Source organism: Emticicia sp. (assembly GCF_043780375.1).
Taxonomy (GTDB): domain Bacteria; phylum Bacteroidota; class Bacteroidia; order Cytophagales; family Spirosomataceae; genus Emticicia.
Window position 1 is genome coordinate 1 of record NZ_JAYWCU010000221.1, and the last position, 25,161, is coordinate 25,161.

18 protein-coding genes are annotated in these 25,161 nt (G+C 34.7%); 13 read left to right on the forward strand and 5 right to left on the reverse strand.

From position 1 onward, the window contains the following. From ACH2CJ_RS17100 to ACH2CJ_RS17120, 5 genes are all read left to right on the forward strand, one after another. A partial coding sequence (locus tag ACH2CJ_RS17100) for a hypothetical protein (protein ID WP_394994379.1) occupies positions 1–1,302 on the forward strand: 1,302 nt, incomplete at its 5' end. A gap of 471 nt (positions 1,303–1,773) precedes the next feature. Next, entirely contained in the window at positions 1,774–3,576 is a 1,803-nt protein-coding gene (locus ACH2CJ_RS17105; protein WP_394994381.1) for a tetratricopeptide repeat protein, read from the forward strand. A gap of 145 nt (positions 3,577–3,721) precedes the next feature. Next, positions 3,722–4,999 carry a hypothetical protein gene (locus tag ACH2CJ_RS17110; protein ID WP_394994384.1) on the forward strand — a complete coding sequence of 426 codons (1,278 nt, stop codon included), beginning with the start codon at positions 3,722–3,724 and terminating at the stop codon, positions 4,997–4,999. 134 nt (positions 5,000–5,133) lie between these two features. Beyond that, positions 5,134–5,976, forward strand: a complete 843-nt coding sequence (gene accD, locus ACH2CJ_RS17115) for an acetyl-CoA carboxylase, carboxyltransferase subunit beta (protein ID WP_394994386.1) — start codon at positions 5,134–5,136, stop codon at positions 5,974–5,976. 15 nt (positions 5,977–5,991) lie between these two features. Next, the gene (locus tag ACH2CJ_RS17120; protein WP_394994389.1) at positions 5,992–6,978 is read left to right on the forward strand and encodes a radical SAM protein; all 987 of its coding nucleotides are present in this window, start codon (positions 5,992–5,994) and stop codon (positions 6,976–6,978) included. Between the two features lie 16 nt (positions 6,979–6,994). Here ACH2CJ_RS17120 and ACH2CJ_RS17125 read toward each other — a convergent pair whose 3' ends face one another. Continuing rightward, on the reverse strand, positions 6,995–7,897 hold the full coding sequence (locus ACH2CJ_RS17125) for a DUF4249 domain-containing protein (protein ID WP_394994391.1): 903 nt from the start codon (positions 7,895–7,897) through the stop codon (positions 6,995–6,997). A gap of 44 nt (positions 7,898–7,941) precedes the next feature. Further along, positions 7,942–10,299: a carboxypeptidase-like regulatory domain-containing protein gene (locus tag ACH2CJ_RS17130; RefSeq protein ID WP_394994393.1), complete on the reverse strand. Its 2,358-nt coding sequence runs from the start codon at positions 10,297–10,299 to the stop codon at positions 7,942–7,944. Between the two features lie 269 nt (positions 10,300–10,568). Between ACH2CJ_RS17130 and ACH2CJ_RS17135 the strand changes: the two genes are divergently transcribed. The 3 genes from ACH2CJ_RS17135 to gcvT all read left to right on the forward strand — a co-directional run bounded on the left by ACH2CJ_RS17135 (position 10,569) and on the right by gcvT (position 14,989). Next, positions 10,569–12,281 (forward strand): family 78 glycoside hydrolase catalytic domain, encoded by a 1,713-nt coding sequence (locus ACH2CJ_RS17135; protein ID WP_394994395.1) that lies wholly within the window; start codon positions 10,569–10,571, stop codon positions 12,279–12,281. 84 nt (positions 12,282–12,365) lie between these two features. Further along, the gene (locus tag ACH2CJ_RS17140) at positions 12,366–13,835 is read left to right on the forward strand and encodes a UDP-N-acetylmuramoyl-L-alanyl-D-glutamate--2,6-diaminopimelate ligase (RefSeq protein ID WP_394994398.1); all 1,470 of its coding nucleotides are present in this window, start codon (positions 12,366–12,368) and stop codon (positions 13,833–13,835) included. A gap of 53 nt (positions 13,836–13,888) precedes the next feature. Then, positions 13,889–14,989: a glycine cleavage system aminomethyltransferase GcvT gene (gcvT, locus tag ACH2CJ_RS17145; protein ID WP_394994400.1), complete on the forward strand. Its 1,101-nt coding sequence runs from the start codon at positions 13,889–13,891 to the stop codon at positions 14,987–14,989. Between the two features lie 66 nt (positions 14,990–15,055). Here gcvT and metG read toward each other — a convergent pair whose 3' ends face one another. The 3 genes from metG to ACH2CJ_RS17160 all read right to left on the reverse strand — a co-directional run bounded on the left by metG (position 15,056) and on the right by ACH2CJ_RS17160 (position 20,063). Beyond that, complete coding sequence (metG, locus tag ACH2CJ_RS17150; protein WP_394994403.1) at positions 15,056–17,101, reverse strand: methionine--tRNA ligase; 2,046 nt, start codon at positions 17,099–17,101, stop codon at positions 15,056–15,058. A gap of 126 nt (positions 17,102–17,227) precedes the next feature. Beyond that, the gene (locus ACH2CJ_RS17155) at positions 17,228–18,202 is read right to left on the reverse strand and encodes an MBL fold metallo-hydrolase (RefSeq protein ID WP_394994406.1); all 975 of its coding nucleotides are present in this window, start codon (positions 18,200–18,202) and stop codon (positions 17,228–17,230) included. Between the two features lie 151 nt (positions 18,203–18,353). Then, complete coding sequence (locus tag ACH2CJ_RS17160; protein ID WP_394994409.1) at positions 18,354–20,063, reverse strand: AMP-binding protein; 1,710 nt, start codon at positions 20,061–20,063, stop codon at positions 18,354–18,356. Positions 20,064–20,274: 211 nt separating this feature from the next. Between ACH2CJ_RS17160 and ACH2CJ_RS17165 the strand changes: the two genes are divergently transcribed. The 5 genes from ACH2CJ_RS17165 to ACH2CJ_RS17185 all read left to right on the forward strand — a co-directional run. Next, positions 20,275–21,300: a glycosyltransferase family 2 protein gene (locus ACH2CJ_RS17165; RefSeq protein ID WP_394994411.1), complete on the forward strand. Its 1,026-nt coding sequence runs from the start codon at positions 20,275–20,277 to the stop codon at positions 21,298–21,300. Positions 21,301–21,352: 52 nt separating this feature from the next. Continuing rightward, positions 21,353–22,183 carry a glycosyltransferase gene (locus ACH2CJ_RS17170; RefSeq protein ID WP_394994413.1) on the forward strand — a complete coding sequence of 277 codons (831 nt, stop codon included), beginning with the start codon at positions 21,353–21,355 and terminating at the stop codon, positions 22,181–22,183. A gap of 65 nt (positions 22,184–22,248) precedes the next feature. Beyond that, the gene (locus tag ACH2CJ_RS17175) at positions 22,249–23,172 is read left to right on the forward strand and encodes a glycosyltransferase (protein WP_394994416.1); all 924 of its coding nucleotides are present in this window, start codon (positions 22,249–22,251) and stop codon (positions 23,170–23,172) included. Positions 23,173–23,194: 22 nt separating this feature from the next. Then, the gene (locus ACH2CJ_RS17180) at positions 23,195–25,006 is read left to right on the forward strand and encodes a hypothetical protein (protein WP_394994419.1); all 1,812 of its coding nucleotides are present in this window, start codon (positions 23,195–23,197) and stop codon (positions 25,004–25,006) included. A 51-nt stretch (positions 25,007–25,057) separates the two neighbouring features. Next, on the forward strand, positions 25,058–25,161 hold a 104-nt coding region (locus ACH2CJ_RS17185), incomplete at its 3' end, for an FAD-dependent oxidoreductase (RefSeq protein ID WP_394994422.1).

Below are 25,161 nucleotides of genomic sequence, written 5' to 3' on the forward strand. Positions count from 1 at the left end.
ACTTATACTTTTAATTTCAGAAAAGGAATAAATGACTTAAATGAGCGAAATGAAGCACGTAATCTTAAAATTGTATTTAGTACAGGTAATAATATTGATTCTTTGAAGATAGAAGGTAACGTGAAAAGTTTATTCACAAATCAGCCCGTGCTCGAAGCAAATGTAGCAATATATATAGTACAAGATTCGCTCGACTTGAAAAAGACAAAACCTAATTATTTTATAAAAACAGATTCGAGTGGAAGTTTTAAGTTTGAAAATATAAAGGCTGGAAATTATCGATTATATGCTTTCACTGATAAAAATAGTAATCTAAAATACGATAGTAAAACAGAAGCAATTTCTTTCAATAAAGATACATTAAAACTCTATAAAAATATATCTAATATAAACCTTTCATTATATAGTGCTAACAATGAAAAACCAAAAAATCAAAAAACACTTCAGAGGGCAGAAGATTTTACGGTTTTATATGATAAAAATATTAAATCTTTTGATGTAAAATTTGATAATCCAAAAGATAGTATTCCTTATTTTGGACTGGGAAAAGAATTGAAGTTTTATAATTTTCCTGCAAAAACAGATACTATAAAAGTAACTATAGTAGCACGAGATTCGGCAGATAATTTATTGACACATCTACAAAAAATTAAATTTCGAGAACCTGAAAAGAAAAAGAAAGCAACGAAAGAATACCAAAACATTGAAATAAAACCAAAAATAGGGGAGGACTTGGAACAAGATTTAAAATATGAAATAAGTTTCAATAACCCAATTAAGCAATTTGATTTAACCAAAATAAAAATCAAAAGTGATACAATTAGAATAGAAACAATTGATAGTAGCAACTTCGCGTGGAATAAATACCGAACTCATTTAATGTTAACAAAAAAAATTGCGGCAGTTCGAGAAGTAAAAATAGAATTTGGCAAAGGAACATTTATTAATATTAAAGGTGATTCGAGCGATAAACTTACGGTATTAAATCCAATTTTGAAGGTTGAAAATTATGGTATTTTAGAAGGGCGAGTAGAAGGGGGAAGGGATAATAAAATTATTCAATTAGTTGATGAAAACTATAAAGTAGAAGCAGAACAAAAATCGATTGATAGATTTCTATTCAAAAATGTAAAACCTGGCATTTATTTGATTCGTACAATCATTGATAAAAATGGCAATGGGCAATGGGATTTCGGTAATGTAGAAAAAAATATTCTTCCAGAAGCCATTTTCTTTTCAAAAGAAGCCATAAAAATCAAAAGTAACTTTGAATTACGGGGTTTAAATATAAAATTAGAGTAAACTTTTTTGTATTAATACTTAGTAGGAAAGAAAAGGTCAATTCAAAATAAAAAATGTACAATAAATTGTGTGGACAAACCTGTGGATTTCTATGTTATATTGGTAAGTGGTAAGTGGAATAGCTTGTGGGTAACTTAATTAAATAGTGGAAATATATTAAAGCAGGTGGAAATCGGTTGGAAACTACCCTTTATAAGCAATCCACACCAAGTGGATTAACGTGGAAACATAGTGTGGATAGAGTAGTCATTAATCAACACAAAATATTTTGTTACTTTGTCAATAAGTGGTCTTATAATTGATTATCAATAAAATAACTGTGGAATAGTAAAATAAAACTGTGGAAAAACTACTTAGTTATATACATTATAATTCCTGAGTTTTCAACAGATAAAAGTTATTCACTTTTCCACAGGCTTAATAATGAATAACAATAATTAAAATATATATTATTCTTTTTTTTATAAAATTATGAAACGGTATTTAATACTATTTGTGATATTGATGTTGGGAACGATTGCCCACTCACAAGATATTGAATTGGCAAATGAGTATTTCAAACAAGGTGAATACGAAAAGGCAAAAGATATCTTTCAAAAAATTGTGAAAGACAAAAAATCCAATGCGACTTTGGTTCACCAAAACTATTTGCAGTGTTTGCTCAAACTCAAAGATTTTGACGAAGCAGAAAAATTTCTGAAACGCCAAATCAAAAGCAATGAAGCAATCATAACCTATCGAGCTGACTATGCAAACTTGCTCGAAATGACTGGACGAATTGACGAATCTCAAAAAGAGATGAATCAACTCATCGACATTGCGGCAAAGTCGGAAGGTACGATTTATGAGTTGCAGGACTTTCTGTACAAAAATACAAAAACCGAGCAAGTGATTCAGTTGCTAAAAAAAAGTCGAGAACTTTTTCGTGACGAAAATAAGTTTGCACTTTTTCTGGCAAGGGCTTTTTTGTACAATGGTCAGAAAGAACCAATGATTGAAGAAATGCTTAAATATGGTTTGACCGAAGGAAACCTAGATTATGTAAAAGCGACGTTTCAAGATAACATCAAAACAGAAGCAGAGTTAGATATGCTCGAAAAGGCACTTTACAGCAAGGTACAGAAGTTTCCCAACGAGCAATACTACATCGACATCCTAATCTGGCATTTGATTCAGCAGAAAGAGTTTTATAAGGCTTTTATTCAAACCCGTGCTTTAGACAGACGCTTAAAGCAAGATGGGCAAAAAGTTTTTGAATTAGCTCAAACAACACTTGTCAATAAAGATTTCAGAAATGCAATTCAGATGTATGAATATGTCATGAAAGAATATCCGCAAGGGCAATACTATCCTTATGCTCGCCGTAATGCAATTTTTTGTAAAGAAGAAGTTGTTAAAAATACATACCCAGTAAATCTGACAGACATCAGAACTTTGATAAAAGATTATCAAGGACTTTTTAAAGATTTAGGGCAGAATCTCAAAACAATGGAAGCCTTAAGAAATACGGCACAACTATACGCTTTTTATTTAAATGAACGTGATACTGCGATAACCATTTTAGAAACTGCAATTAAGATAGCAAACTCTGATAATAATTTTAGAGATAAATGTAAGTTAGATTTAGGTGATATTTATGTTTTGAAAAACGAACCTTGGGAAGCAACATTGGTGTACTCACAAGTAGAAAAATCTCAAAAAGAAGAACAGTTAGGACAAGAAGCAAAACTAAAAAATGCCAAGTTACATTACTACAACGGCGAATTTGATTTGTCGAAAGATATACTTGATATTTTGAAAAAAGCTACCACTCGCGAAATTGCTAACGATGCCATGCAGTTGAGTTTATTAATTCAAGACAATATTGGCTTAGACACTTCGGAGGTTGCTATGAAAGAATACGCTGCGATAGATTTATTACTTTTTCAAAATAAAAACGCTGAAGCAATTACTGCCTTAGACAAAGCTTTTGAAAAATATAAGTCTCATAGTTTGGCAGATGATATTGTGTGGCTCAGGGCAAATACTAATATGAAAATAAATGAGCCTAACAAAGCTCTCAATGATTTGGAATTACTTCGCAAAAATTATAACTTCGATATTTTGGCTGATGATGCTTTATTTTTAGAAGCAAAAATTTATGACGAAAAATTAGGTCAAAAAGACAAAGCCATGGAATTGTACCGAGAAATCTTACAAAAATTTCCAGGAAGTATTTATGGAGCTGAGGCAAGAAAAAGATTTAGAAATTTACGTGGCGACACAATAAATTAAACGTTTTCAACATTATAATAAAAAGCCTCAAACCTTCTTGCTTTTGAGGCTTTTTTGTTAAAAATATGTTAATAAACCCCCTTCATATCTATTGAAAATACCTTTCCTCGTTCTTAAAGATATATTCAAAATAAATTCTAACCCCATGAATTTCAAGTTATGCACACTGTCCACAGTGTTATCCACATTTTTATTGGTAGCTCATGCCCAAGAAGAAACTGTAAAGTCGTTTGGCTATAACTATTATGGACAGAAAATAAACGAAAAAGCATTTTGTAGTCAATTCAGTTTTCGCTCAAAAGATGTTGCCGAAAAAGCAGTTGATGAAATTGTTCGTAGAAGTGGTTTGAAGCGAAATTTTTATGTAATGGAATGTCCAAATACAGATAATTGCTTTGCGGCAATTCAAGGACAAACTCGTTTGATAGTTTACGACGGTTCATTTATGAAAAAAGCCAATGATTTATCAAAATCAGATTGGGGAGCATTAAGTATCTTGGCACACGAAATTGGACATCATTTACAAGGGCATACAATTATTGAGGGTGGAAGCGACCCAGAAAAAGAATTAGAGGCCGACGAGTTTTCGGGTTTTGTTATGTACCAGATGGGGGCCTCGTTGAAAGATGCCCAAGCTGCAATATATAAATTGACATCCGATTATGATGGGGGTACGCATCCACCAAGACAAAAAAGATTAGCCTCAATAAAAAAAGGGTATGATAATGCAAAAGATCTTTATCCAAACATAAAAAAGAATGATGGAACTGTGGTGACTTCTCAAACTCAAGCACCTCAAACACAATATCCACCTAATACAATACCTCAGCCATTGCCGCAGCAACAACCAAGAAATTTACCTCAAAACCCTGATAATCAAGGTAGTGTGGATAAAGAGGATAACAATGTTGATAACTCAGAATACCCATCCAAGAAACCTGAAATAATAATAAATATACCTTCAAAAGTGGAAAACTCTGGGGATAACACCAAAAAAGGTGCTTGTTATGAAGGAGATTGTGGAAATGGTTTTGGAAAAATGGTTAATCCAAAAACTGAAGAAAAATATGAAGGCGAATGGAGAAATAATAAAAGAGATGGTAGAGGGGTAGAATTTTATGCTGATGGTGAAAAAAAATATGTCGGAAATTTTAAAAATGGTAAATATGAAGGAAACGGCTCATATTTCTACAAAAATGGGGATAAGTATGTTGGTAAGTATAAAAATGGTGTTATGAATGACGAAAAAGGATATTTTATATTCAATAATAATATAAGGTTAGTTGTGAGAGTAGAAAATAATATAAAGCATGGAAAAGCCATGAGAATATATCCAGATGGTAGGAGGGAAGAAACATTCTTTGTAAATGATATAGAAAAGAAAAACTATTTAATGGATAAGAAAATTAGAGCTTCAAATTGAAACAAACAAAAAATCCTTCCAAATCGGAAGGATTTTTTGTTTATAAAAAGGTCGTAAACATAAAAACATAATAAATCTTTAAAATCAACGGCCAAGATTATTTACCTTTGTCCCCTCAAAATACGATAACAGATATGTCTTGGTTTAAGAGAACGGATAAAGGAATTCAAACACCAACGGAAATGAAACGCGAAGCTCCTGATGGACTTTGGTATCAGTGTCCAAATTGTAAAAAAGCAATGCACACAAGAGAACATAAATTAAGTTCTTATACCTGTATACATTGTAATTACCACGAAAAAATAGGTTCAGAAGCATATTTTCAAATACTTTTCGACGAAGGTGAATATACAGAATTAGATGCAAATTTGCATTCGAGCGATCCTTTGAAATTTACAGATACCAAGTCTTATGTTGATAGAGTAAGAGCAACTGAGAAAAAGTCGGGTTTGAAAGATGCAGCCCGAACCGCCTACGGAAAAATGTCAGAAAATGATATTGTTATCACTTGTATGGATTTTAGTTTCATTGGCGGTTCTATGGGGTCGGTTGTTGGCGAAAAAATTGCTCGTGGAATAGAATATGCTTTGAAAAATAAAATACCATTTTTGATGATTTCAAAATCGGGTGGTGCAAGAATGATGGAGGCGGGTTTCTCATTGATGCAAATGGCAAAGACTTCTGCAAGATTAGCACAATTGGCGGAGGCAAAGATACCTTATGTCTCATTATTAACCGACCCAACAACTGGAGGTGTCACGGCGTCATATGCCATGCTTGGTGATTTTAATATTTCAGAACCAGAAGCATTAATTGGTTTTGCAGGCCCACGTGTAATCAAAGAAACGATTGGCAAAGAATTACCAAAAGGTTTCCAAACGGCCGAGTTTGTTTTAGACCACGGCTTCCTTGATTTTATAGTTGATAGAAAAGATTTAAAAGATAAATTGGCGAGTTTGTTGGGAATGTTGCAATAAATATATTATTACATTATGCGGCTCATTTCCCACCCAATACTCTGCAATTATTATTTAACCTATCGTTGCAATGCGACGTGTAGTTTTTGTGATATTTGGGAAAAACCATCGCCTTATATAACGCTCGAAAATTTTCGAGAAAACCTACGAGACCTCAAGAAATTAGGCGTAAAAGTAATTGATTTTACAGGTGGAGAGCCGCTTCTTCATAGTAATTTAGATGTACTTTTAGAAGAAACAAAAAAAGCGGGATTACTTACTACTGTTACAACAAATACGCTTCTTTACCCCAAGTATGCTGAGCGACTGAAAGGTAAAATAGACATGCTTCACTTTTCGCTTGACTCGCCAGATGAAGAGGAACATAATAAATCAAGAGGGGTAAAATGCTTCGATAAATTATTATATTCCATACAATTAGCGAAACAATTAGGCGAAAGACCAGATATCTTATTCACAGTTTTTGAACAAAATGTGGATAAGATAGAGCGGGTTTGGAAAGAAATTTCTCAACCTAACAATTTGGTTTTGATTCTAAATCCAGTATTCAATTATAATCAAGTAGAAACGGGAGATAATCTGTCAGAAACAAGTTTAAAGAAACTTTTATGGTGGGGAAAACAGAAAAATGTTTATTTGAATGAAGCCTTTATTTCACTACGATTAAATGGGGGAAATCACATCGAAAACCCAGTATGTAAAGCAGCTTCCACAACAATAGTTATTTCACCAGAAAACAAATTAGTGCTTCCGTGTTATCATCTTGGAACAAAAGATTTTGAAATAAAGGCTAATCTTTTTGACTTGTATTACTCGAAGGAAGTGCAAGAAATTGTTGCTTTAGAAGGAAAATTGAAGGAGTGTGAAGGTTGCGTAATAAACTGTTATATGCAGCCATCTTTTTCGGTTGAAATTAATAAATACTTTTGGAAAGCACTTCCAAGTACCTTAAAATATAACTATATTAAAGGCACTTGGAAGCGGTTATTTCAAAGAAAATAGTCAAACTAAAAATCACTTATTTCTTCGGTTTTGCCTTACTTTTATCAATAATAGTTTCCATTGAACTCACCGCCGACATTCCAAATAAACCAATGGCTTTTTTAGTGGATTTTTCATTTCTATTAATAATATTGGAAGGAATATTTGATAAAGGCGTTGAAAACAAACTACCTGCTTGCGATACTTGTTGAACCAATTGTAAATAGTAAAATTGTTCTTGAGTGATAGAATAAAGATCAACTTTTAAAGTATCTCTATCAGAAAATAACTCTCTACCAACTGAAGTACGAATAGGTAAAATGAACAAGAGTCCGTCAGTTTTTGAACCTTGACTAAAACCTGCATCATAAGCAACAGAAATTTCATTGGCTTTAGAAAAATATTTACTATTCTTGGCAGATTTTATCCAATAACAATCCCCTTCGCCTACAATATCATTGGCATAAAATTGTGGCTGAAATCCTTCCTGCGGCCCATTATCAGGCTTAATTGGGCGTTTATCTACTTCATAAGCAATCGAATCAATTTTGGGCACACGATTAAGTTTTGAGGCAGATATATATTCTTCACCACCATAATTTACATATAAAAGATACTGCTTTCCAATTTTATTTAAAGGGTTTACTTTGGCATCATAAGTATATATACCATTATTTTTCAGATCTTTAAATTGATAAGAAACACTGTCTTGGTCAAAGACAAAAACCACTGCACCCAAAGCGGGTTTTACAGGAGAATTATCGAAATAACCTTGCGTTAAAGTCAATTTGATTGTTTGGGTTTCTTTTTTGTTATTAACCAAAGCATCAACAGTTAATTGAGAAACACCATCTTTCACGTCTATTTCTATAACATCAGAACAAGAAAATAATGAACAAGAAACAAAAAGTATTATAAGTATCGAAAGTATTTTTTTCATTTGTTTTTAAAATTAAATGTCAATTTGTGAAATTGACGTACAAATCAAAATTTAAAATTATAAGTTACTGCTGGGATAATCGACCCAAAAACAGCATAGCGAATAGCTTCAGTTTTTGTAGGATCCTTTTCATTTTGTTGAACAAAAACAGAAAACGGGTTTCTACGGTTATAAACATTATAGATAGAGAAAACCCATTCGCCAGTGCCACGTTTGAAAAACCCGTATTTAGTTTGGCGAGTTGCTGCCAAATCTAGGCGATGTGAAGCAGGAATGCGATAGGCATTGCGAGTATCATAATAATTATGCGGCAAAGCATAATCTTGCCATATAAATTTATTAGTAGGAAAACTTGCAGGCGTACCTGTACTTAGTGTAAAATTGGTAGAAAAAGTCCATTTTTTATTCAAATCATAAATGCCAACAATGGACAAATTATGAGTCTTGTCAATTCTACTTGGAAACCACGCATTTTGGTTCAAACCTTCGATTTTTCTTTCAGTTCTTGCTAACGTATAACTTATCCAACCGTTAAATTTACCTTTTGCTTTTTTAATATAAAACTCTGCACCATAAGCACGCCCTTTTCCAAAAAGCAAATCTGCTTCTACGGCAGTATTTAGCAATAAATCGGCATTGCGTACGTAATCAATTTGGTTATAAAGTTTCTTGTAATAAACCTCCACTGAGGTTTCAAACATATTATCACTAAAATTATGAAAATAGCCCAAAGCCAATTGGTCTGCTAATTGCGGTTTGATATTATTGCTACTTGGAGTCCAAACATCAAGAGGAGAAGATGCCGTTGTATTTGATAACAAATGTATGTATTGAGCCAAGCGATTATAGCTTAGTTTAATAGAATTATCTTGTTGAAGACCAAAATTTGCAGCAAAACGAGGCTCAAAGTTTCCATATTGCTGAATTGTTTTTCCCCAAGCAAAAGGAGTGGTTTTGGTAATACTTCTACGTTCTCCATCGGTTCTTTCAGCACTCAATTCGTACGAATTGCCTTTACCCAAATAGTTATAAAGCGAATAGCGTAAACCATATTGAATTGATATTTTCGAACTAATTTTTTGTTCATTCCCAATATATATGGCTGCTTCGGTAGCAAACTTATCATCTAAACCGATTTGCCTTTCCACACCTCCCGAAATCGCAACGGCTTGCCCAGGATTAAATGTATAATAAGTTAATTGTCCACCAAAAGTTACGGTATTATTTGTATTAGGATAAAAAGTAAAATCGGGCTTTATGCTATAAGTAATAATATTTGACTTCCAACGAAAAGCATCTTGGTTATTTGTTTTTTTCAAATCGGTTTGCAAAGCGTAGTCATAATTGCTATAAAAAATGGTATTATTCAAGAAAAGTTTATTGTTGAAAACATGGTTCCAGCGAAAACTGGTAGTAGCATTTCCCCAATTAAAGCCAAAATCTGCCCCAAAAGTATCTCGTCCAAAATAGCCCGAAAGAAAGAATGTATTTTTTTCGTTGGCCCTAAAATTAGCCTTTGCCGTAAAATCATAAAAATAAAAACTTGTTCCTTTCAAATCATCTTTCAAAAATGGCTTTGCTAAAACATCAATATATGACCGACGGAGGGCGACAATAAAAGAGCCTTTTTCTTTAAAAATTGGTCTTTCATATGTAAATCGTGAAAAAATACTGCCAATTCCTCCCGAAAACTGAGGTTTTTTAGCATTTCCTTCTTTCATACGCACATCAAGAATTGAAGATAATCGTCCGCCATATTGTGAAGGAATACCACCCTTTATGAGTTTTACGTCTTTCACAGCATCGGGGTTGAAAACAGAGAAAAATCCAAAAAGATGGGAAGAATTATAAACTGGGGCTTCGTCAAGTAAAACTAAATTTTGGTCAATTCCACCACCACGAACATTAAAACCAGAAGCTCCTTCGCCAACGGAACTTACCCCAGGCAAAAACTGAATACTTTTAATAATATCAACTTCACCCAGCAAAGCAGGCATTTTTTGCATAGTTTTAATATCAATTTTATTGACTGACATTTCAATACTTTTTACATTATCGTCGGCTTTTTTTGTCGTAATAACTACTTCCTGTAAAAGTTTAGAGTCGTCTTTTAACTCTACATCTAACTTTACATCCTGATTTAATTCTATTTTTTTGTTAGTTTTTTCAAAGCCAACATAAGTTAAAACTAAATTATACGTTCCCTTTGGAAGTGTAAGAGAATAGAAGCCATAAGGGTTGGTTTGAGTACCCGATTTTACTTCTTGAACATAAACCGAAACCCCAATCAAGCCCTCGCCATTGGCAGCATCTTTGATATAACCACTAACTGTAAATTTTTCTTGAGCGTGTAGATTCCACGTGAAAAAAAAGCTAAAAAATAGCAAGAATAATTTTTTCATAAATTGGATTTTTTGTAGTAATAATAGTTGATAATGAATGTGTTATGTAAAAAAATCAACACAAAACTAAGTTTGATAACAAATGTAATAACGACTAAAATGAAAGGAAAGTTTTGATTGACCAAGCGGAAATTTTGCAGGATAAAAGGGAAAAGGCAGGTTTTATCTAACAAATACTCACTAACAAGATAAATAATAGAGAATATTTTAAGAAATTGCCAAAAAAATAATAAAACGGTAGCTTTGTATTTGAAACCAAATAAAATTATATGAACAAAATCCTCGTTGCACTCTTTACAACTTTAATATTTACAACGTCAAATGCTCAAATTCTCGAAAAACTTCGTTGTGAATATGAAGAAAAACCATTGGGTTTGGAAATCAAGAACCCACGGTTATCATGGCAAATGAAGTCGGCAACTCGTGGAGCAAAACAAACAGCGTACCAGATATTGGTTGCTGATAATGAAGTAGAGCTTAAAAAAGATATTGGAAATATATGGAACTCTGGTATGGTGAAATCTGAGCAATCGCTAAAGATTGATTATTCAGGAAAACCGCTCGAATCTCGCAAACGATATTATTGGAAAGTAAAAGTTTGGAATGAAAAAAACAAACCAACAATATACAGCGAACCAACTTGGTGGGAAATGGCATTGCTTCAAAAAACAGATTGGGCGGCTCATTGGATTGGAAAAAATAGCACTGAGGGTAAATCAGTTGAGCTACAAAAAGAATTTAATTTGGCAAAACGGGCGGTACGTGCCAGAATTTATATAACAGGCTTGGGGGCGTATAATCTGATTTTCAATGGCAAAAAGGTTAGTCAAGATATTCTATCGCCAGGTATAACAAATTTCATGAAAACGATTCCTTATCAAATTTATGAAGTTTCGAATGATGATTTAACGATTGGAGTAAATTTTATAACAGTAACATTGGGCAATGCGTGGTGGAGTAGCAAAAATCTATGTCGATTATTATTTCAGATGGAATTGGAATTTTATGATGGTTCACGACAAACCATAATTTCGGATGGAAGTTGGAAAACTCGACTTTCGCCAATTGTATCAAATTCAATTTATGGAGGAGAAATTTATGACGCTCGCCTCGAATATGGAAAAGATTGGGAAAATGCTGCAATAATGGATGATGTAGAAAATAAGACTTCGACTAACGAAATATTTAGTACGAAAAATGCAGAACTAAAACCTTTAGTTGCTCCGCAAGCACAGGTTATCAAAGAAATAAAAGCAGTAAAAATTACTGAGCCAAGAAAAGGACGCTACGTTTTTGATTTTGGTCAAAACGTTGTTGGCTTTACCTATTTGCAAACCGAAGGAAAAGCAGCGAAAGAAATTGAATTAAAATTTGCCGAAATTGTGACAGATAAAGGATTAGTTGACCAAACTAACTCGAAAGGAATTAAACCGATCGATAAATATATTTTGAAAGGTTACGGCGTAGAAAAGTGGGAACCTAAATTTACCTATCACGGATTCAGATATGTTGAAGTAGAAGGGTTAACCAAAAAGCCTGATGAAAATACTTTGGTAGCAAAAGTGATTTATGAAAATACGCCTTTTGTTGAAAATATCGCTTACTCAGAAGATTTTTCGAGCAAAATTTATACAAAAAAGGCAATCGTTGAGCCAAACTTAAATGAAGCCAAACTTATTATTGAACCAACTTTGGCTTCCGAATCAAAAAACTTCGATTCAAATTACGGGCAAATAACAAGCCAATCGAATTTTCAAGGAAACAAGTTCAGTTTAAAATTGAGTATTCCTGCAAATTCATCAGTGCAAGTGCAATTACCACTTAATGCAGGAAAAACAATCAATAACATAAAAGAAAGTGGCAAACCATTTATGGTTAAGAAAAAACCAGTAAAAATAGAAGGGATAACATACTTAAAAACCGAAAAAGACAAAGCAATTTTTGAAGTTTTAAGTGGGAATTATGATTTTGTGGTAGAATAAATAATGTAGGCTGAAAATATTGAAAATGTAGAGGATGAAAATTTTCAACCCCGACTGAGAAATGAATATATAATTAAAAAAACGATGATATTAAGCGAAATCCTTTACAAAGTTTCTCTCCAAGTAGTTTCAGGAAAAACAGATATAGAAATAAATAATATAGTTTTTGACTCACGACAAGTACAAAAAGGAACTCTTTTTGTAGCAATCGGAGGTACACAGGTAGATGGACATACTTTCATCAATAAAGCTATCGAGCTTGGTGCTTCTGCTATTTTATGCGAAAACTTGCCCGAATCGTTGAACGAAGAAATTACTTATCTAAAAGTTGAAAATTCGGCAAAAGAAATGGGTTTTGCAGCGGCAAACTTCTATAAACATCCGTCTAAAAAACTAAGATTAGTAGGTGTAACTGGTACAAATGGTAAGACCTCAATCGCTACTTTACTTTTTAGACTTTTTCGAAAATTGGGTTATCGTTGTGGTTTACTATCGACCGTTCAAAACCAGATTGACGATGATATTATTCCATCAACCCATACCACACCCGATTCTGTAAAAGTCAATCAACTTTTATCAGAAATGGTGCAGAAAGGCGTAACTTATTGCTTTATGGAAGTAAGTTCGCACGCAGTAGTGCAAGAACGCATAACGGGCTTATATTTCGCAGGAGGAATTTTTACAAATTTGACGCACGACCACCTTGATTTTCACGGAACTTTTGATAATTATCTTAAAGCCAAAAAAGGATTTTTTGACCAACTACCAGCTACGGCTTTTGCATTAGTAAACACCGATGATAAAGTAGGAAAAGTAATGCTGCAAAATACCGCCGCAAGAAAAGAAACCTATTCTCTCAAAAATATTGGTACGTTTAAAGGCAAAGTTTTGGCGTGTGGACTTTTTGGGCTACAAATGGAAATCGATAGTAAAGAAGTTTGGTTTAAGCTAATTGGCTCTTTCAATGCCTACAATTTGTTAGGAGTTTATGGAGCAGCAGTATTATTAGGCGAAGATTCGGAAGAAGTGCTGATGCAATTGTCCGACATTCAACCGCCAGCGGGACGTTTCGAGCAAATTGTTTCTAAAAATAACATCGTAGGAATTATCGATTACGCACACACTCCCGATGCTTTGAAAAATGTTTTGGAAACGATTGTAGATTTAAAAGAAGGCAATCATCAAGGTGGCATTCCACAAATAATAACAGTTGTAGGCTGCGGAGGAAATCGTGATGCTACCAAGCGACCAATCATGGCGGAAATTGCTTGTAAATTTAGTGATAAAGTGATTTTAACTTCAGATAATCCAAGAAACGAAGACCCGATGGATATTTTAGCTCAAATGCAAAAAGGAGTTCCGTCCATTCATTTTAAGAAAACTCAAACCATTGAAGACCGACACGAGGCAATTTTAGCAGCCGTAAAAATGGCAAAACCCGAAGACATTATTTTAGTTGCAGGAAAAGGACATGAAACCTATCAAGACATCAAAGGCGTAAAACATCATTTCGACGACAAAGAAGTTTTGAGAGCGGCTTTTGGGGAGATTTGACAACTATCAAGTACCTTTACACAAATTTTTTCATCAATTAATATCAAATTTTAATGGAAGCAGAAAACAAGAAAATACCACTAAGCGATTTACATGAAAAATTGGGCGGCAAAATGGTGCCTTTTGGCGGATTTCTAATGCCAGTTCGATATTCGTCAGATATTGAAGAACACAATTGTGTGCGTAATGGCGTAGGTGTTTTTGATGTTTCGCACATGGGCGAGTTTGTAGTGAGAGGCGAGCGAGCAACTGAATTCTTGCAACATATAGTATCAAACGATGTTTCTGCTCTTTTTGATGGAAAAGTTCAATATGCTTATTTCCCAAATAATGAGGGTGGGGTAGTAGATGATTTATTGGTTTATCGTTGGGACGAAAACGAATATTATTTAGTAGTAAATGCCTCGAATATAGAAAAAGATTGGAACTGGATTCAGCAAAATAATACTTTTGGTGTTGAATTAGAGAACATTTCCGACCAACTTTGTTTGTTTGCAGTTCAAGGTCCAATGGCCTTGCCGACGCTCCAAAAGCTAACAGATATTGATTTAGCATCAATGGATTATTATACTTATAAAGCAGGCACGGTGGCAGGAATTGATGACGTTTTTGTTTCGGCAACGGGCTACACAGGTGCAGGAGGGTTTGAAATTTATGTTTGGAACAAAGATGCCGAAAAAATGTGGAATGCAATTTTTGAAGCAGGAGCCGAGTTTGGCATCAAGCCAATTGGTTTAGGTGCAAGAGATACACTTCGCATGGAAATGGGTTATTGTCTATACGGTCACGAACTTAATGATACAGATTCGCCATTAGAAGCAGGTTTAGGTTGGGTAACAAAGTTTACCAAAAACTTTATCAATTCAGAAAACCTAAAAGCTCAGAAAGAAGCAGGTTTAAAGCGTAAATTGGTTGGAATAGAAATGATTGACCGTGCGATTCCTCGTAGTCATTATGAAATTTGTGATGCCGAAGGAAACAAATTAGGAGAAGTTACTTCGGGAACACAGTCGCCGACTTTACAAAAAGGAATTGCAATGGGACACGTTCCAACTGCATTCGCCAAAGTTGGTACTGAAGTTTATATCAAAGTAAGAGAGAAATTGCTCAAAGGTGTAGTTACAAAACTGCCTTTTGTAAAAGGGGGAGTTTAAATCAAATGATGAATTAATGAATGATAGAATTAAAAAGTATTCCATCATTCATTAATTCACTCAAAATTAGCTCACTGTCCCGCCATTCCAAACTTCCTTATGAGGTTGGAGAAGTGCTAAACTACCATCACGGTTTTCTGCCATTAAAATCATTCCGTTCGATTCGATTCCCATCATTTTTCTTGGAGCAAGATTTGCCAAGAAAGTTACTTGTTTACCAATCATTTCTTCTGGCGTGAAATGTTTGGCAATTCCGCTCAAAATTGTGCGTTTTTCAAAACCATCATCTACCAAGAATTTTAATAATTTATCGCTTTTTGGCAATTTTTCAGCCTCCAATATTGTGCCGATACGAATATCCATTTTGGCAAAATCATCGTATTGAATAGTTTCCTTCAAAGCAGGCACTTTCACGTTTTCTAATTCATTCATACGTTTCGATTCTTGTAATTTTTTTACTTGTTTTTCAATGGCATCATCTTCAATTTTCTCGAATAATAGACTTGATTCGCCAATTAATGTGCCAACAGGCAATAAATCTGCTCCACCAGTTTCAGCCCAAGTCGTTTCGTTCAAACCTAATTGTTTTCTTAATTTCTCGGCAGTAAATGGTAAAAATGGCTCTGACAAAATCGCTAAGTTGGCGGCAATCTGCAAAGCAATATTCATAATCGTTTCAACACGAGCAGGATTTTCTTTAATGACTTTCCATGGCTCGGTTTCTGCCAAATATTTATTTCCTAAACGTGCCAAATCCATCATATTTGCTAAACCTTCACGGAAACGATAATTTTCGATAGAATCACCAATTTTCTTTGGAAAACCTGTTAATGTCGCAATCGTTTCTTTGTCATAATCGGTTAATTCACCTTGTGCTGGCACGTATCCATCGTAAAACTTATGAGTGAGCACTACCGCACGATTCACGAAGTTTCCGTAAATAGCAACTAACTCACTATTGTTTTTGGTTTGGAAGTCTTTCCAAGTAAAGTCATTATCTTTCGATTCGGGCATATTTGCCGAAAGTGCATAACGCAATACATCTTGTTTATTCGGAAATTCCTCCAAATATTCATGCAACCAAACCGCCCAATTTCTTGAAGTCGAGATTTTATCGCCTTCCAAATTCATAAACTCATTGGCTGGTACGCTATCTGGCAAAATATAACTTCCTTCTGCCATCAACATCGCTGGGAAAATAATACAGTGGAAAACGATATTATCTTTACCGATGAAATGGACGAGTTTGGTAGAATCTTTTTTCCAATAATCTTCCCAGTTTTTGCCAGTTTTTGCTGCCCATTCTTGCGTAAACGTAATGTAGCCAATCGGGGCATCGAACCAAACGTATAAAACTTTTCCTTCGGTGTCAGGCAAAGGCACGCTGATTCCCCAATCCAAATCACGAGTCATGGCACGAGGTCGTAGTCCTTCTTTCAACCAAGATTGGCATTGACCAAAAACATTGGGTTTCCATTCTTTGTGGCTATTTACGTATTTTTCAATTTCGGGCTGCATACGGTCGAGGGGCAAATACCAGTTTTTGGTACTTTTCATGACAGGTTTTGAACCAGAAAGCGTCGAACAAGGGTTTTTCAATTCAGTTGGCGAAAGTGTCGAACCACATTTTTCGCATTGGTCGCCATAAGCGTTCGGATTTCCACAAGAGGGACATTCGCCCACGATGTATCTATCGGCCAAAAACTGTTGAGCTACCTCATCGAAATATTGTTCGCTGGTTTCTTCGTCGAAATAGCCTTTATCAAACATCGTCGTAAAAATCTCTTGTGAGTTTTTATGATGCGTTTGGTTGGACGTACGAGAATAAATATCGAACGAAATACCAAAATCGGCAAACGAATTTTTGATTTGTTCGTAATAAAAATCAACTACTTCTTGAGGCGTTTTGCCTTCTTTTCGGGCTTTTACCGTAATCGGCACGCCGTGTTCGTCAGTACCACTGATAAATGCCACATCAGCCCCTTTTGAGCGGAGATAACGTACATAAATATCAGCAGGTATATAACAGCCAGCCAAATGTCCAATATGAATAGGGCCATTGGCATAAATCAAAGCGGCAGTAACGGTATATTTTTGCGGAGTTTCGGTCATATCTTCTTTGTATTCAAAAATTATTGTGCAAAGTTAAGGTATTGCTACATAGAAATGAAAAACCCCTCAAAAGTTTTTGTTTTTGAGGGATTTTTCGTTTCTAAAATTACATTAAAGCAAATCATTTCATTTGCCTTTTATCTTAATTACAACTGGCATTACTCCTTCCAAGAGTTTTCTAACAGTGATGGCATCATCAGCTTTTCCTTCGGCGAGTCCGAAGTGCATCGGAATCAATACCTTTGCTTTTACATCTTTTGCAGCTTCGGCAGCTTCCATAACACTTGGAAACGTAAAAGTTTGTCCGAGTGGAAGCATTGCAATGTCGGTAGTAAAAGTTTTCATTTCGGGAACACGTTCGGTATCTCCTGCCTGATAAATGGTAACGCCATTTACCGTAATTAGATACCCCACCCAATTATTGGCTTTTGGATGGTTATTTTTTATAATATTATAAGCAGGAACCGCCTTTATTGATATTCCTCCAAAGGCTGAATATTCTTCACCAGGTTTAAGAATAATGCGTTGGGCTATTTTTCCTGCATATTGAATTTCTTGTGGTGCAATCAAAATTGTATTCGGCCCAATGAGTTTATCCAAATTTGTGGCAGTATAATGGTCGCTGTGAGGATGAGTAATAAGCACAATATCGGCTGTATCTTTCACAGAAATGGAGTTTGGGTCGGTATAAATCGTATAAGCTCCAGATTCGATTCTAAAGCACGCTTGCTCTATCCAATGAATATTTTCAACGACTTCATTAACCGTTAATTTGCTTCCAAAACCAGCATTTAAAGTGATATTCAGGGTATCAGAGCTTATTCCACAATCATTTTTAGATTCCCATTTTAAACTGTATTTACTTTTCAACTTTCCTGTAAATTTACCATTGCTTATTTCACCACCATCTCCACTAATAATACTCCATACGCCACCTTCAACAGCCGAGCTTGTCCCAGTTAATGTTACAGACGTCATATCAACCAAACTTACATCCATACCAGCCGATACTTTTGGCGGACCATCGCAAACGCTTTCTTTCGTACAACTCGCAACCCATAGAATAGTAATAAGGAGTACAAGACTTATTATTGTTTTCATTATTAAATTTTTAACGGTTTAAAAAATGATGTTCTCAATTCTTCTACGCTCGTGATACAAAAATTTAAAGATTCAATATTATTGTTCAACAACAACAAAAAATCAAGAGTTTGAAGCAGATAATTATCAAAAATTATATTTTTATTAAATTCTACTTCTTCGCCATTTCCTCTTCTTTCAAAGTTCTACGTAAAATCTTACCAACATTAGTTTTTGGTAATTCGGTGCGAAACTCGATATGTTTCGGACATTTATAGCCAGTCAAATTTTCTCGGCAATAAGACTGAATTTGCTCAGAAGTTAGATTCTGGTCTTTTTTTACAACAAAAATCTTAACAGCTTCGGTAGATTTTTCATCAACAACACCAATACAAGCGACTTCTAAAACACCGGGGCATGTTGCCACAACCTCTTCAATTTCATTTGGATAAACATTAAAGCCTGATACCAAAATCATGTCTTTTTTTCTATCCACAATCTTAAAGTAGCCATCGGCACTCATTATACCCACATCGCCAGTTCTGAACCAAGATTTTTTAGTATTATCTATAAAAGTTACTTTTTCAGTTTCGTCGGGGCGGTTATAGTAACCAGCCATTACTTGCGGCCCATGAGCAACTATTTCGCCAGCTTCGCCAACTTCTGCCCAAGTTTCATCATCCTTTAAGATTTTTACCTCCGTACTTGGCCATGGCACACCAATTGTTCCTACTCTATTTTCGCCAACCAAAGGATTAGAGGTAAGCACAGGAGAAGTTTCAGACAAACCATAACCCTCGGCAGGAAGATTTCCTGTCAATTCTTTCCAACGATTGGCTACAACGCTTTGCAAAGCCATTCCACCTGCCGAAGTGATAATCAAATTACTAAAATCAACTTCGCCAATTTTTGGGTGATTGAGCAAACTATTATATAGCGTATTAACGCCTGTAAACACGTGCGGAGGATATTTCTTTAAATCTTTGATAAATGTCTCCAAATCACGAGGATTGGTGATGAGCAAATTCATCGTTCCCGTTTTTAGAGCGGTTAAAGCATTTACTGTTAAGGCATAAATGTGGTATAGTGGTAAAGCTGCCACAACTATAATTTTATCGTCGGTGAGTTTGTTAACTAAAACACCTTGCCAAGCATTATTTCCTTCCAAGTTTGCAATAATGTTTCGGTGGGTGAGCATGGCACCTTTCGAAACTCCCGTTGTTCCGCCAGTATATTGAATAAACGCCAAGTCCGAATTTTTTAAACTTGGTTTTGTCCAAGTCATACTTGACCCTTTTTTTACAGCATCGGTAAATGACATTGCCTTTGGCAAATTGAATGCAGGCACTAATCTCTTAATGCTCTTGACAACATAATTAACAATTTGCTTTTTCGGAAAACCAAGCATATCGCCCAATTGTGTAACAAAAATGTGCTTAATGTTTGTGTTTGCAATAATTTTTTCAAGACTTGAGGCAAAGTTGGCTACAATAACAATCGCTTTTGCTCCCGAATCTTTGAACTGATGTTCCATTTCACGAGGCGTGTAAAGCGGATTTGTATTTACAACCGTCAGTCCAGCACGCAAAGCACCTAACATTGCAACAGGATATTGTAACACATTTGGCATTTGGATAGCAATTCGGTCGCCTTTTTCCATTCCTATGTTTTGCAGATAAGCAGCAAAATTGCGAGAAAGAGTATCCAATTGTGCATAAGAAATTTCTTTTCCCATACAGGCGTAAGCAGACTTATGACTGAATTTTTTAAAACCTTCATCCATCAATTCTAAAAGCGATGGATAGGCGTCAGGATTTATTTCATAAGGAACTCCTTGCGGATAGAATTTCCGCCAAGGGTACATTTCAGGGTTAACAGGCATAATGGTTTATAGTTTGTTTGTATTTTTCGGTGTAAAAATAAGACGATTTCTTGGTTTGAGGCATTTTAAAAGTAAAAAAAACGCTGATTATCGGAATATTTAACGTGATTCTAATGTTTGAAGAGCTTTTTGGCGTAATTTTGCCGACTAATTTGTAAATATTCGCAAAATGGTATTTCATTAAAATTCAAACGTTAATAATTCAAAACCCTTGAATACAGAGAAACAGTTTTTTAAAAAAAACACTATTGAGGAAAATTCAGATATAAGAGTCAGTGTAATGGTGTTGACTTATAATCACGAAAAATTTATACGTAAAACGCTTGATTCGATTCTTTCACAACAAGTAAACTTCAAGTTTGAAATACTTGTTGGAGATGATGCTTCACCAGATTCTACGGCAGATATTATTAGAGAATATTACGCAAAATATCCAAATATTATTGTTCCGATGTTGCATGAAAAAAACTTGGGTGGCTTCGGAAAAAACAATACTTTGGCAGCTTTGGCACTCGCAAAAGGCAAATATATTGCACCTATGGATGGTGACGATTATTGGACATCTGACCAAAGACTACAAAAGATGGTTGATTTTTTAGACCACAACCATGATTTTGTAGCGTGTTTTCATAATGCTGAAATTATTTTTGATGATGACTCACATCCAAATCAATTTGTTAATACGCTCGACCAAAAGGAAATCGTTACAGTCGAAGATTTTATAGGAGAAGACGAAGTTTGGTTTATTGCTACCTCAGCAATTTTATTCCGCAATGGCGTAATAAAGCAGTATCCAAAATGGTTTCATGAATCAAAAAGTGGCGATATTCCTCGTTATATTTTATTGGGAAAAGGCGGCACAAAGTTTAAGTATATCAACGAAGTCATGTCGGTTTACCGCAAAAACCGTAACAGTGGTATGAGTTTTACGGATGGTTATAAAGATGTTGATTTTTTGGAAAATCGCATCGGTATGTATCGAGGAATTGACCAAGAATTAGATTTTAAGTTTCAGATAACACTTAATAAAAACATTGCTCGTTATTACCGAATGATGCTCGACAGTAAGCAATTTGCAGGAAAATATTTCAAACAAATGCCCGTGGCGATTCAGTATCTAAGATTAGCAAAGCCAAGTAGAGAGATACAAAAAGAAATTATTAGAGAATATGTTCTTCCTAAATGGTTGAGTAACCTTTATAGTTTTTTTGCCCTTTTACCGCATCGTTTTAAGTAAACTTGTGCCACGAAAAAAACAGTTCAAAAAATTTTGTTTCTCGAATCTGCCAATGCATCCAAAAGTTAGTGTTTGCGTACCAACGTATAACCACGAAAAATATATTCGTCAGACCCTTGATGGGGCGTTGATGCAACAAACAGATTTTGTATTTGAAATCGTTATAGGCGATGATGCTTCAACGGATAATAATCAACGGATTATTCAAGAATATGTTGATAAATACCCAAATATATTTAGAGCATTTTTGCACGAAGAAAACCAAGGACCACGAGAACCTAAAGAATTTGGCGGAAGAAACAACGTTTTGGGACTTTTGAAAGCCTGTAAAGGCGATTATGTAGCACTTTGCGAAGGAGACGACTATTGGACTGACCCACTAAAACTACAAAAACAAGTAGATTTTATGGAAACAAATCTTGATTATAGCATTTGCCACCATAATATGAACGTGATTTACGAAGATGGTTCGCCCGAACATTTTTTTAATGAATCAAATCAAAAAACAAAATCTAGTATTGTAGATATTTTGGAAGACAGATGGTTTATTGCAACGGCTGCTACGCTTTACCGTAATATTTTTCGTGAAAAAGACTTCGCCAATTGGCATAGCCGAGCGGCGGCAGGCGATTGGGCTTTGGCAATTCAGTTGGCAGCAACAGGAAAGATTCACTATATGCCTGAAGCAATGGGGGTTTATCGAAAACATCGAGAAGGCCTAAGCAATATACATTCTTCAACAAATTTGTTTTTTTTAAAAAATAGAAAACAAATGTTTACCGATGTGAACGAATGGTTAGATTTTCAATATAACGAAACCATTCAGCAAACATTAAAGTATTACGACAAACAAATTCAAACACTTGAAAGTAATTTTTTATAGATTTGCAAAATATCAATTAAAAATTCTCCACTTTGGAGACGATCCGACGAATCGGTTGGAGGTTTATGTCTTACAAAATCGCAATAGTTACACCACTTTTTAATGACTGGGATTGTTTATATCAGCTCGTTGAAGAAATTCGGACGGTGCTTTCGCCAACACAATACTCCAACTATCGAATTGTGGTTGTGGATGATTGTTCGAGTTTAGAAGTAGAAAAAGAAAAGTTAGCAGGGCATCCAGTCGAAATAATACATTTAAATAAAAACTTAGGGCATCAAAAATCAATTGCAATTGGGATATCTTATTTGAATAAAAGCTCAGACCAAGATTTAGTTGTGGTAATGGATGTTGATGGGGAAGATAAACCCGAACATTTGCTTATTTTGTTGAACGAAGTAATAAAAAGTAACGCAAATGAAATAGTTTTCGCTCGTCGCACTAAACGCAAAGAAAGTTTCTTTTTCAAGATTTTCTACAAAATATACAAATTCATTTTTGTTTTTCTTACAGGAAAGGTCATCAACTTTGGTAATTACTCAGTTATTCCCAAAAAACTCTTAGACAAAGTAGCCCATATTTCGGATATTTGGAATCATTATCCTGGGGGAGTTATTAGGTCTCGATTATTGTATAGGTCAGTAGGTTTGGAGAGAGGGGAGAGATACACGGGCAAATCAAAAATGAATTATACATCGTTGGTGATTCATGGACTAAGTGCCGTTGCGGTTTATATCGATACAGTTTCGGTGCGATTACTGATTGCTGTTTCGTTGCTTATTTTGACCGCAATCTTAGGCGTTTCATTAGTATTTCTTTTTCATTATAGCTTCCCTTTTTGGGGCTTGTTATTGTTTTTTGGAATTTTAATGCAGGCTTTTCTGAGTACATTGATTTTGGTATTTACTGTACTTTCTTACCGTGTTAATTTCAATTTTCTTCCAGCGGTACATTTTCAAGACTACATTCAAGCAATCGAAAAGATATAAAATCACTTTTCAAAAATAGAGAATGAACAAAAAGCTAATAACATATTTGTTGATTTTATTGCCAATTATTGGCTTTTATGTATTTGTTTTTCAAAACGCTTTCAATATTGGTTGGAACGATGATTGGCACGGAATCGAAGGTTTTTTAGCAAGTTGGATGCAACAAGAAACCTTTTCTGATAAAATAGCACTTTTGTTTTCTCAAATGTGCGAACACCGAATTTTGTATGTGCGACTCAGCACCTTATTTTGTTACCATGTTTTTGGCGAAGTAAATTACAAGACAATGATGCTCATGGGTGTATCGTATTTGTTAATTCTTCCTTTTGTTTTCTACCGAGTTTTGCGAGAAATTGATGTCAAATTAGCCTATTTAATTCCAATCATTTTTATAGTTTTCAATATTCAGCCCATCGAAAATATCTTTTGGGCGATTACTTCTTTACAACCCAATACTGTAATTATTTTTGGTCTTTGGGGATTTGCCTTGCTGCTGTTTTACAAGCAAAAATGGGCGTTTTATATAGCAAATTTACTGTTTTTCTTGGCAATGTTCACCAATGGTAATGGAATGTTTGCTTTTTTGGCAGCGATTCCATTGATCTTGTATGCACGCACACGAAGTGAGAAAATTCAATACTTTGTTATTCTCGGACTTTGTTTTTTTCTATATTTCTTTGATTTCAAGAAGCCAGGTATTCGCCCCGATGTGATGATAAATTTCATAAAATATCCTCATATTATTATTGGTGATTTTTTTGCATTTTTTGGCTCTCCGATTGATAGTACAGTGCAATTTTATAGTACAAATCTTAAATATATTGTTTCCATTACGGTAGGAGTTGTGATGATGCTTTGGATAGCTTATCAGCTATTCACTTTTATTTACTTTTGGTTTCAAACAACTCGCAAAGGTCTTCGCATAGAAAAAACGAGTTCGCTTTATCAGACGATTATAAAATATCCGAAATTTAATCTGTATTTACTTGCCGCCTTTATTTTTGTGGCTTTGAGCGGTGCTGCATTTGCAGCTTCACGAGCCAGTCAAGGTTTGGAACAGGCTTTTGCAAGTCGCTACAAAACAGTTTCTATCATTTTATTTATTATTGTTTATTTGAGTGCGTTCAATATTTTGAATAGAGACAAATGGAGGAAATATCTTCAACTATCAATAATCACAACTTTTTTATTCAATGCATTTTCATACTATGAAAGCTGGGATGATGTAGAAAACCGACGTAAGTTTTTTGGAACAACAATTTTAAACTGGAAAAATAACGGACGCTATTTTTATTACGCTTTTGCTAACTCCAGAAATCCCGACGACCACGCACCAATCAATAGCTATCAAAAACTACCCATTCCGCCTTACAACTATGCAGGATTTGTGCCTGGAGTGATGAAGTATGTCAACGATATTTTGTGGGTCAGCAGAGTACATTTTAAAAATTACACACCACCTGCCGAGATAGATGTCTTGAATAAAGCTTTATATGAGAATCAAATTTCTGGAAAAATAGCCGAAAATGTGAGTTTTATCGAGGAGTCGAATACTTTTCATATCAAAATAGAAAATGCCTTTGTGCCTTTCAACACAAGATACAATGGTTATTATGCCATTTTTACAAGTGATAAAACTCGTTTGGCTTTCCCTTTAGAAACACAAGCCAATAAGTTTACAACTTTTCTCCGCACACAACGATTCTACAATAACAAAATTGATATTCGAGTAGCAAAGCCCGATTTTCCAATAGGAGTGTTTAAAATGCAAATCGGAAAGCTCGAAAACAATCAATTCAAGATTCTCAAAGAACAAGTAATAGAAATCAAATAAACAAAATACTTAGTAATAAATTCCCTTATTGGGGGTTAGGGGGCTGGACGTATGGAAAAACTAACAATAATTGGCGGCGGAATGACAGGGCTTGCTGCGGCATATATTGCAGCCAAGCAAGGCGTAAAAGTTACTGTCGTAGAAGGAAGCGATAA

Bases quoted from the DNA above. Each gene is read 5' to 3' on its own strand.
- ACH2CJ_RS17105 (WP_394994381.1), top strand. From the start codon at position 1,774: ATGAAACGGTATTTAATACTATTTGTGATATTGATGTTGGGAACGATT.
- ACH2CJ_RS17110 (WP_394994384.1), top strand. From the start codon at position 3,722: ATGAATTTCAAGTTATGCACACTGTCCACAGTGTTATCCACATTTTTA.
- accD (WP_394994386.1), top strand. From the start codon at position 5,134: ATGTCTTGGTTTAAGAGAACGGATAAAGGAATTCAAACACCAACGGAA.
- ACH2CJ_RS17120 (WP_394994389.1), top strand. From the start codon at position 5,992: ATGCGGCTCATTTCCCACCCAATACTCTGCAATTATTATTTAACCTAT.
- ACH2CJ_RS17125 (WP_394994391.1), bottom strand. From the start codon at position 7,897: ATGAAAAAAATACTTTCGATACTTATAATACTTTTTGTTTCTTGTTCA.
- ACH2CJ_RS17130 (WP_394994393.1), bottom strand. From the start codon at position 10,299: ATGAAAAAATTATTCTTGCTATTTTTTAGCTTTTTTTTCACGTGGAAT.
- ACH2CJ_RS17135 (WP_394994395.1), top strand. From the start codon at position 10,569: ATGAACAAAATCCTCGTTGCACTCTTTACAACTTTAATATTTACAACG.
- ACH2CJ_RS17140 (WP_394994398.1), top strand. From the start codon at position 12,366: ATGATATTAAGCGAAATCCTTTACAAAGTTTCTCTCCAAGTAGTTTCA.
- gcvT (WP_394994400.1), top strand. From the start codon at position 13,889: ATGGAAGCAGAAAACAAGAAAATACCACTAAGCGATTTACATGAAAAA.
- metG (WP_394994403.1), bottom strand. From the start codon at position 17,101: ATGACCGAAACTCCGCAAAAATATACCGTTACTGCCGCTTTGATTTAT.
- ACH2CJ_RS17155 (WP_394994406.1), bottom strand. From the start codon at position 18,202: ATGAAAACAATAATAAGTCTTGTACTCCTTATTACTATTCTATGGGTT.
- ACH2CJ_RS17160 (WP_394994409.1), bottom strand. From the start codon at position 20,063: ATGCCTGTTAACCCTGAAATGTACCCTTGGCGGAAATTCTATCCGCAA.
- ACH2CJ_RS17170 (WP_394994413.1), top strand. From the start codon at position 21,353: ATGCATCCAAAAGTTAGTGTTTGCGTACCAACGTATAACCACGAAAAA.
- ACH2CJ_RS17175 (WP_394994416.1), top strand. From the start codon at position 22,249: ATGTCTTACAAAATCGCAATAGTTACACCACTTTTTAATGACTGGGAT.
- ACH2CJ_RS17180 (WP_394994419.1), top strand. From the start codon at position 23,195: ATGAACAAAAAGCTAATAACATATTTGTTGATTTTATTGCCAATTATT.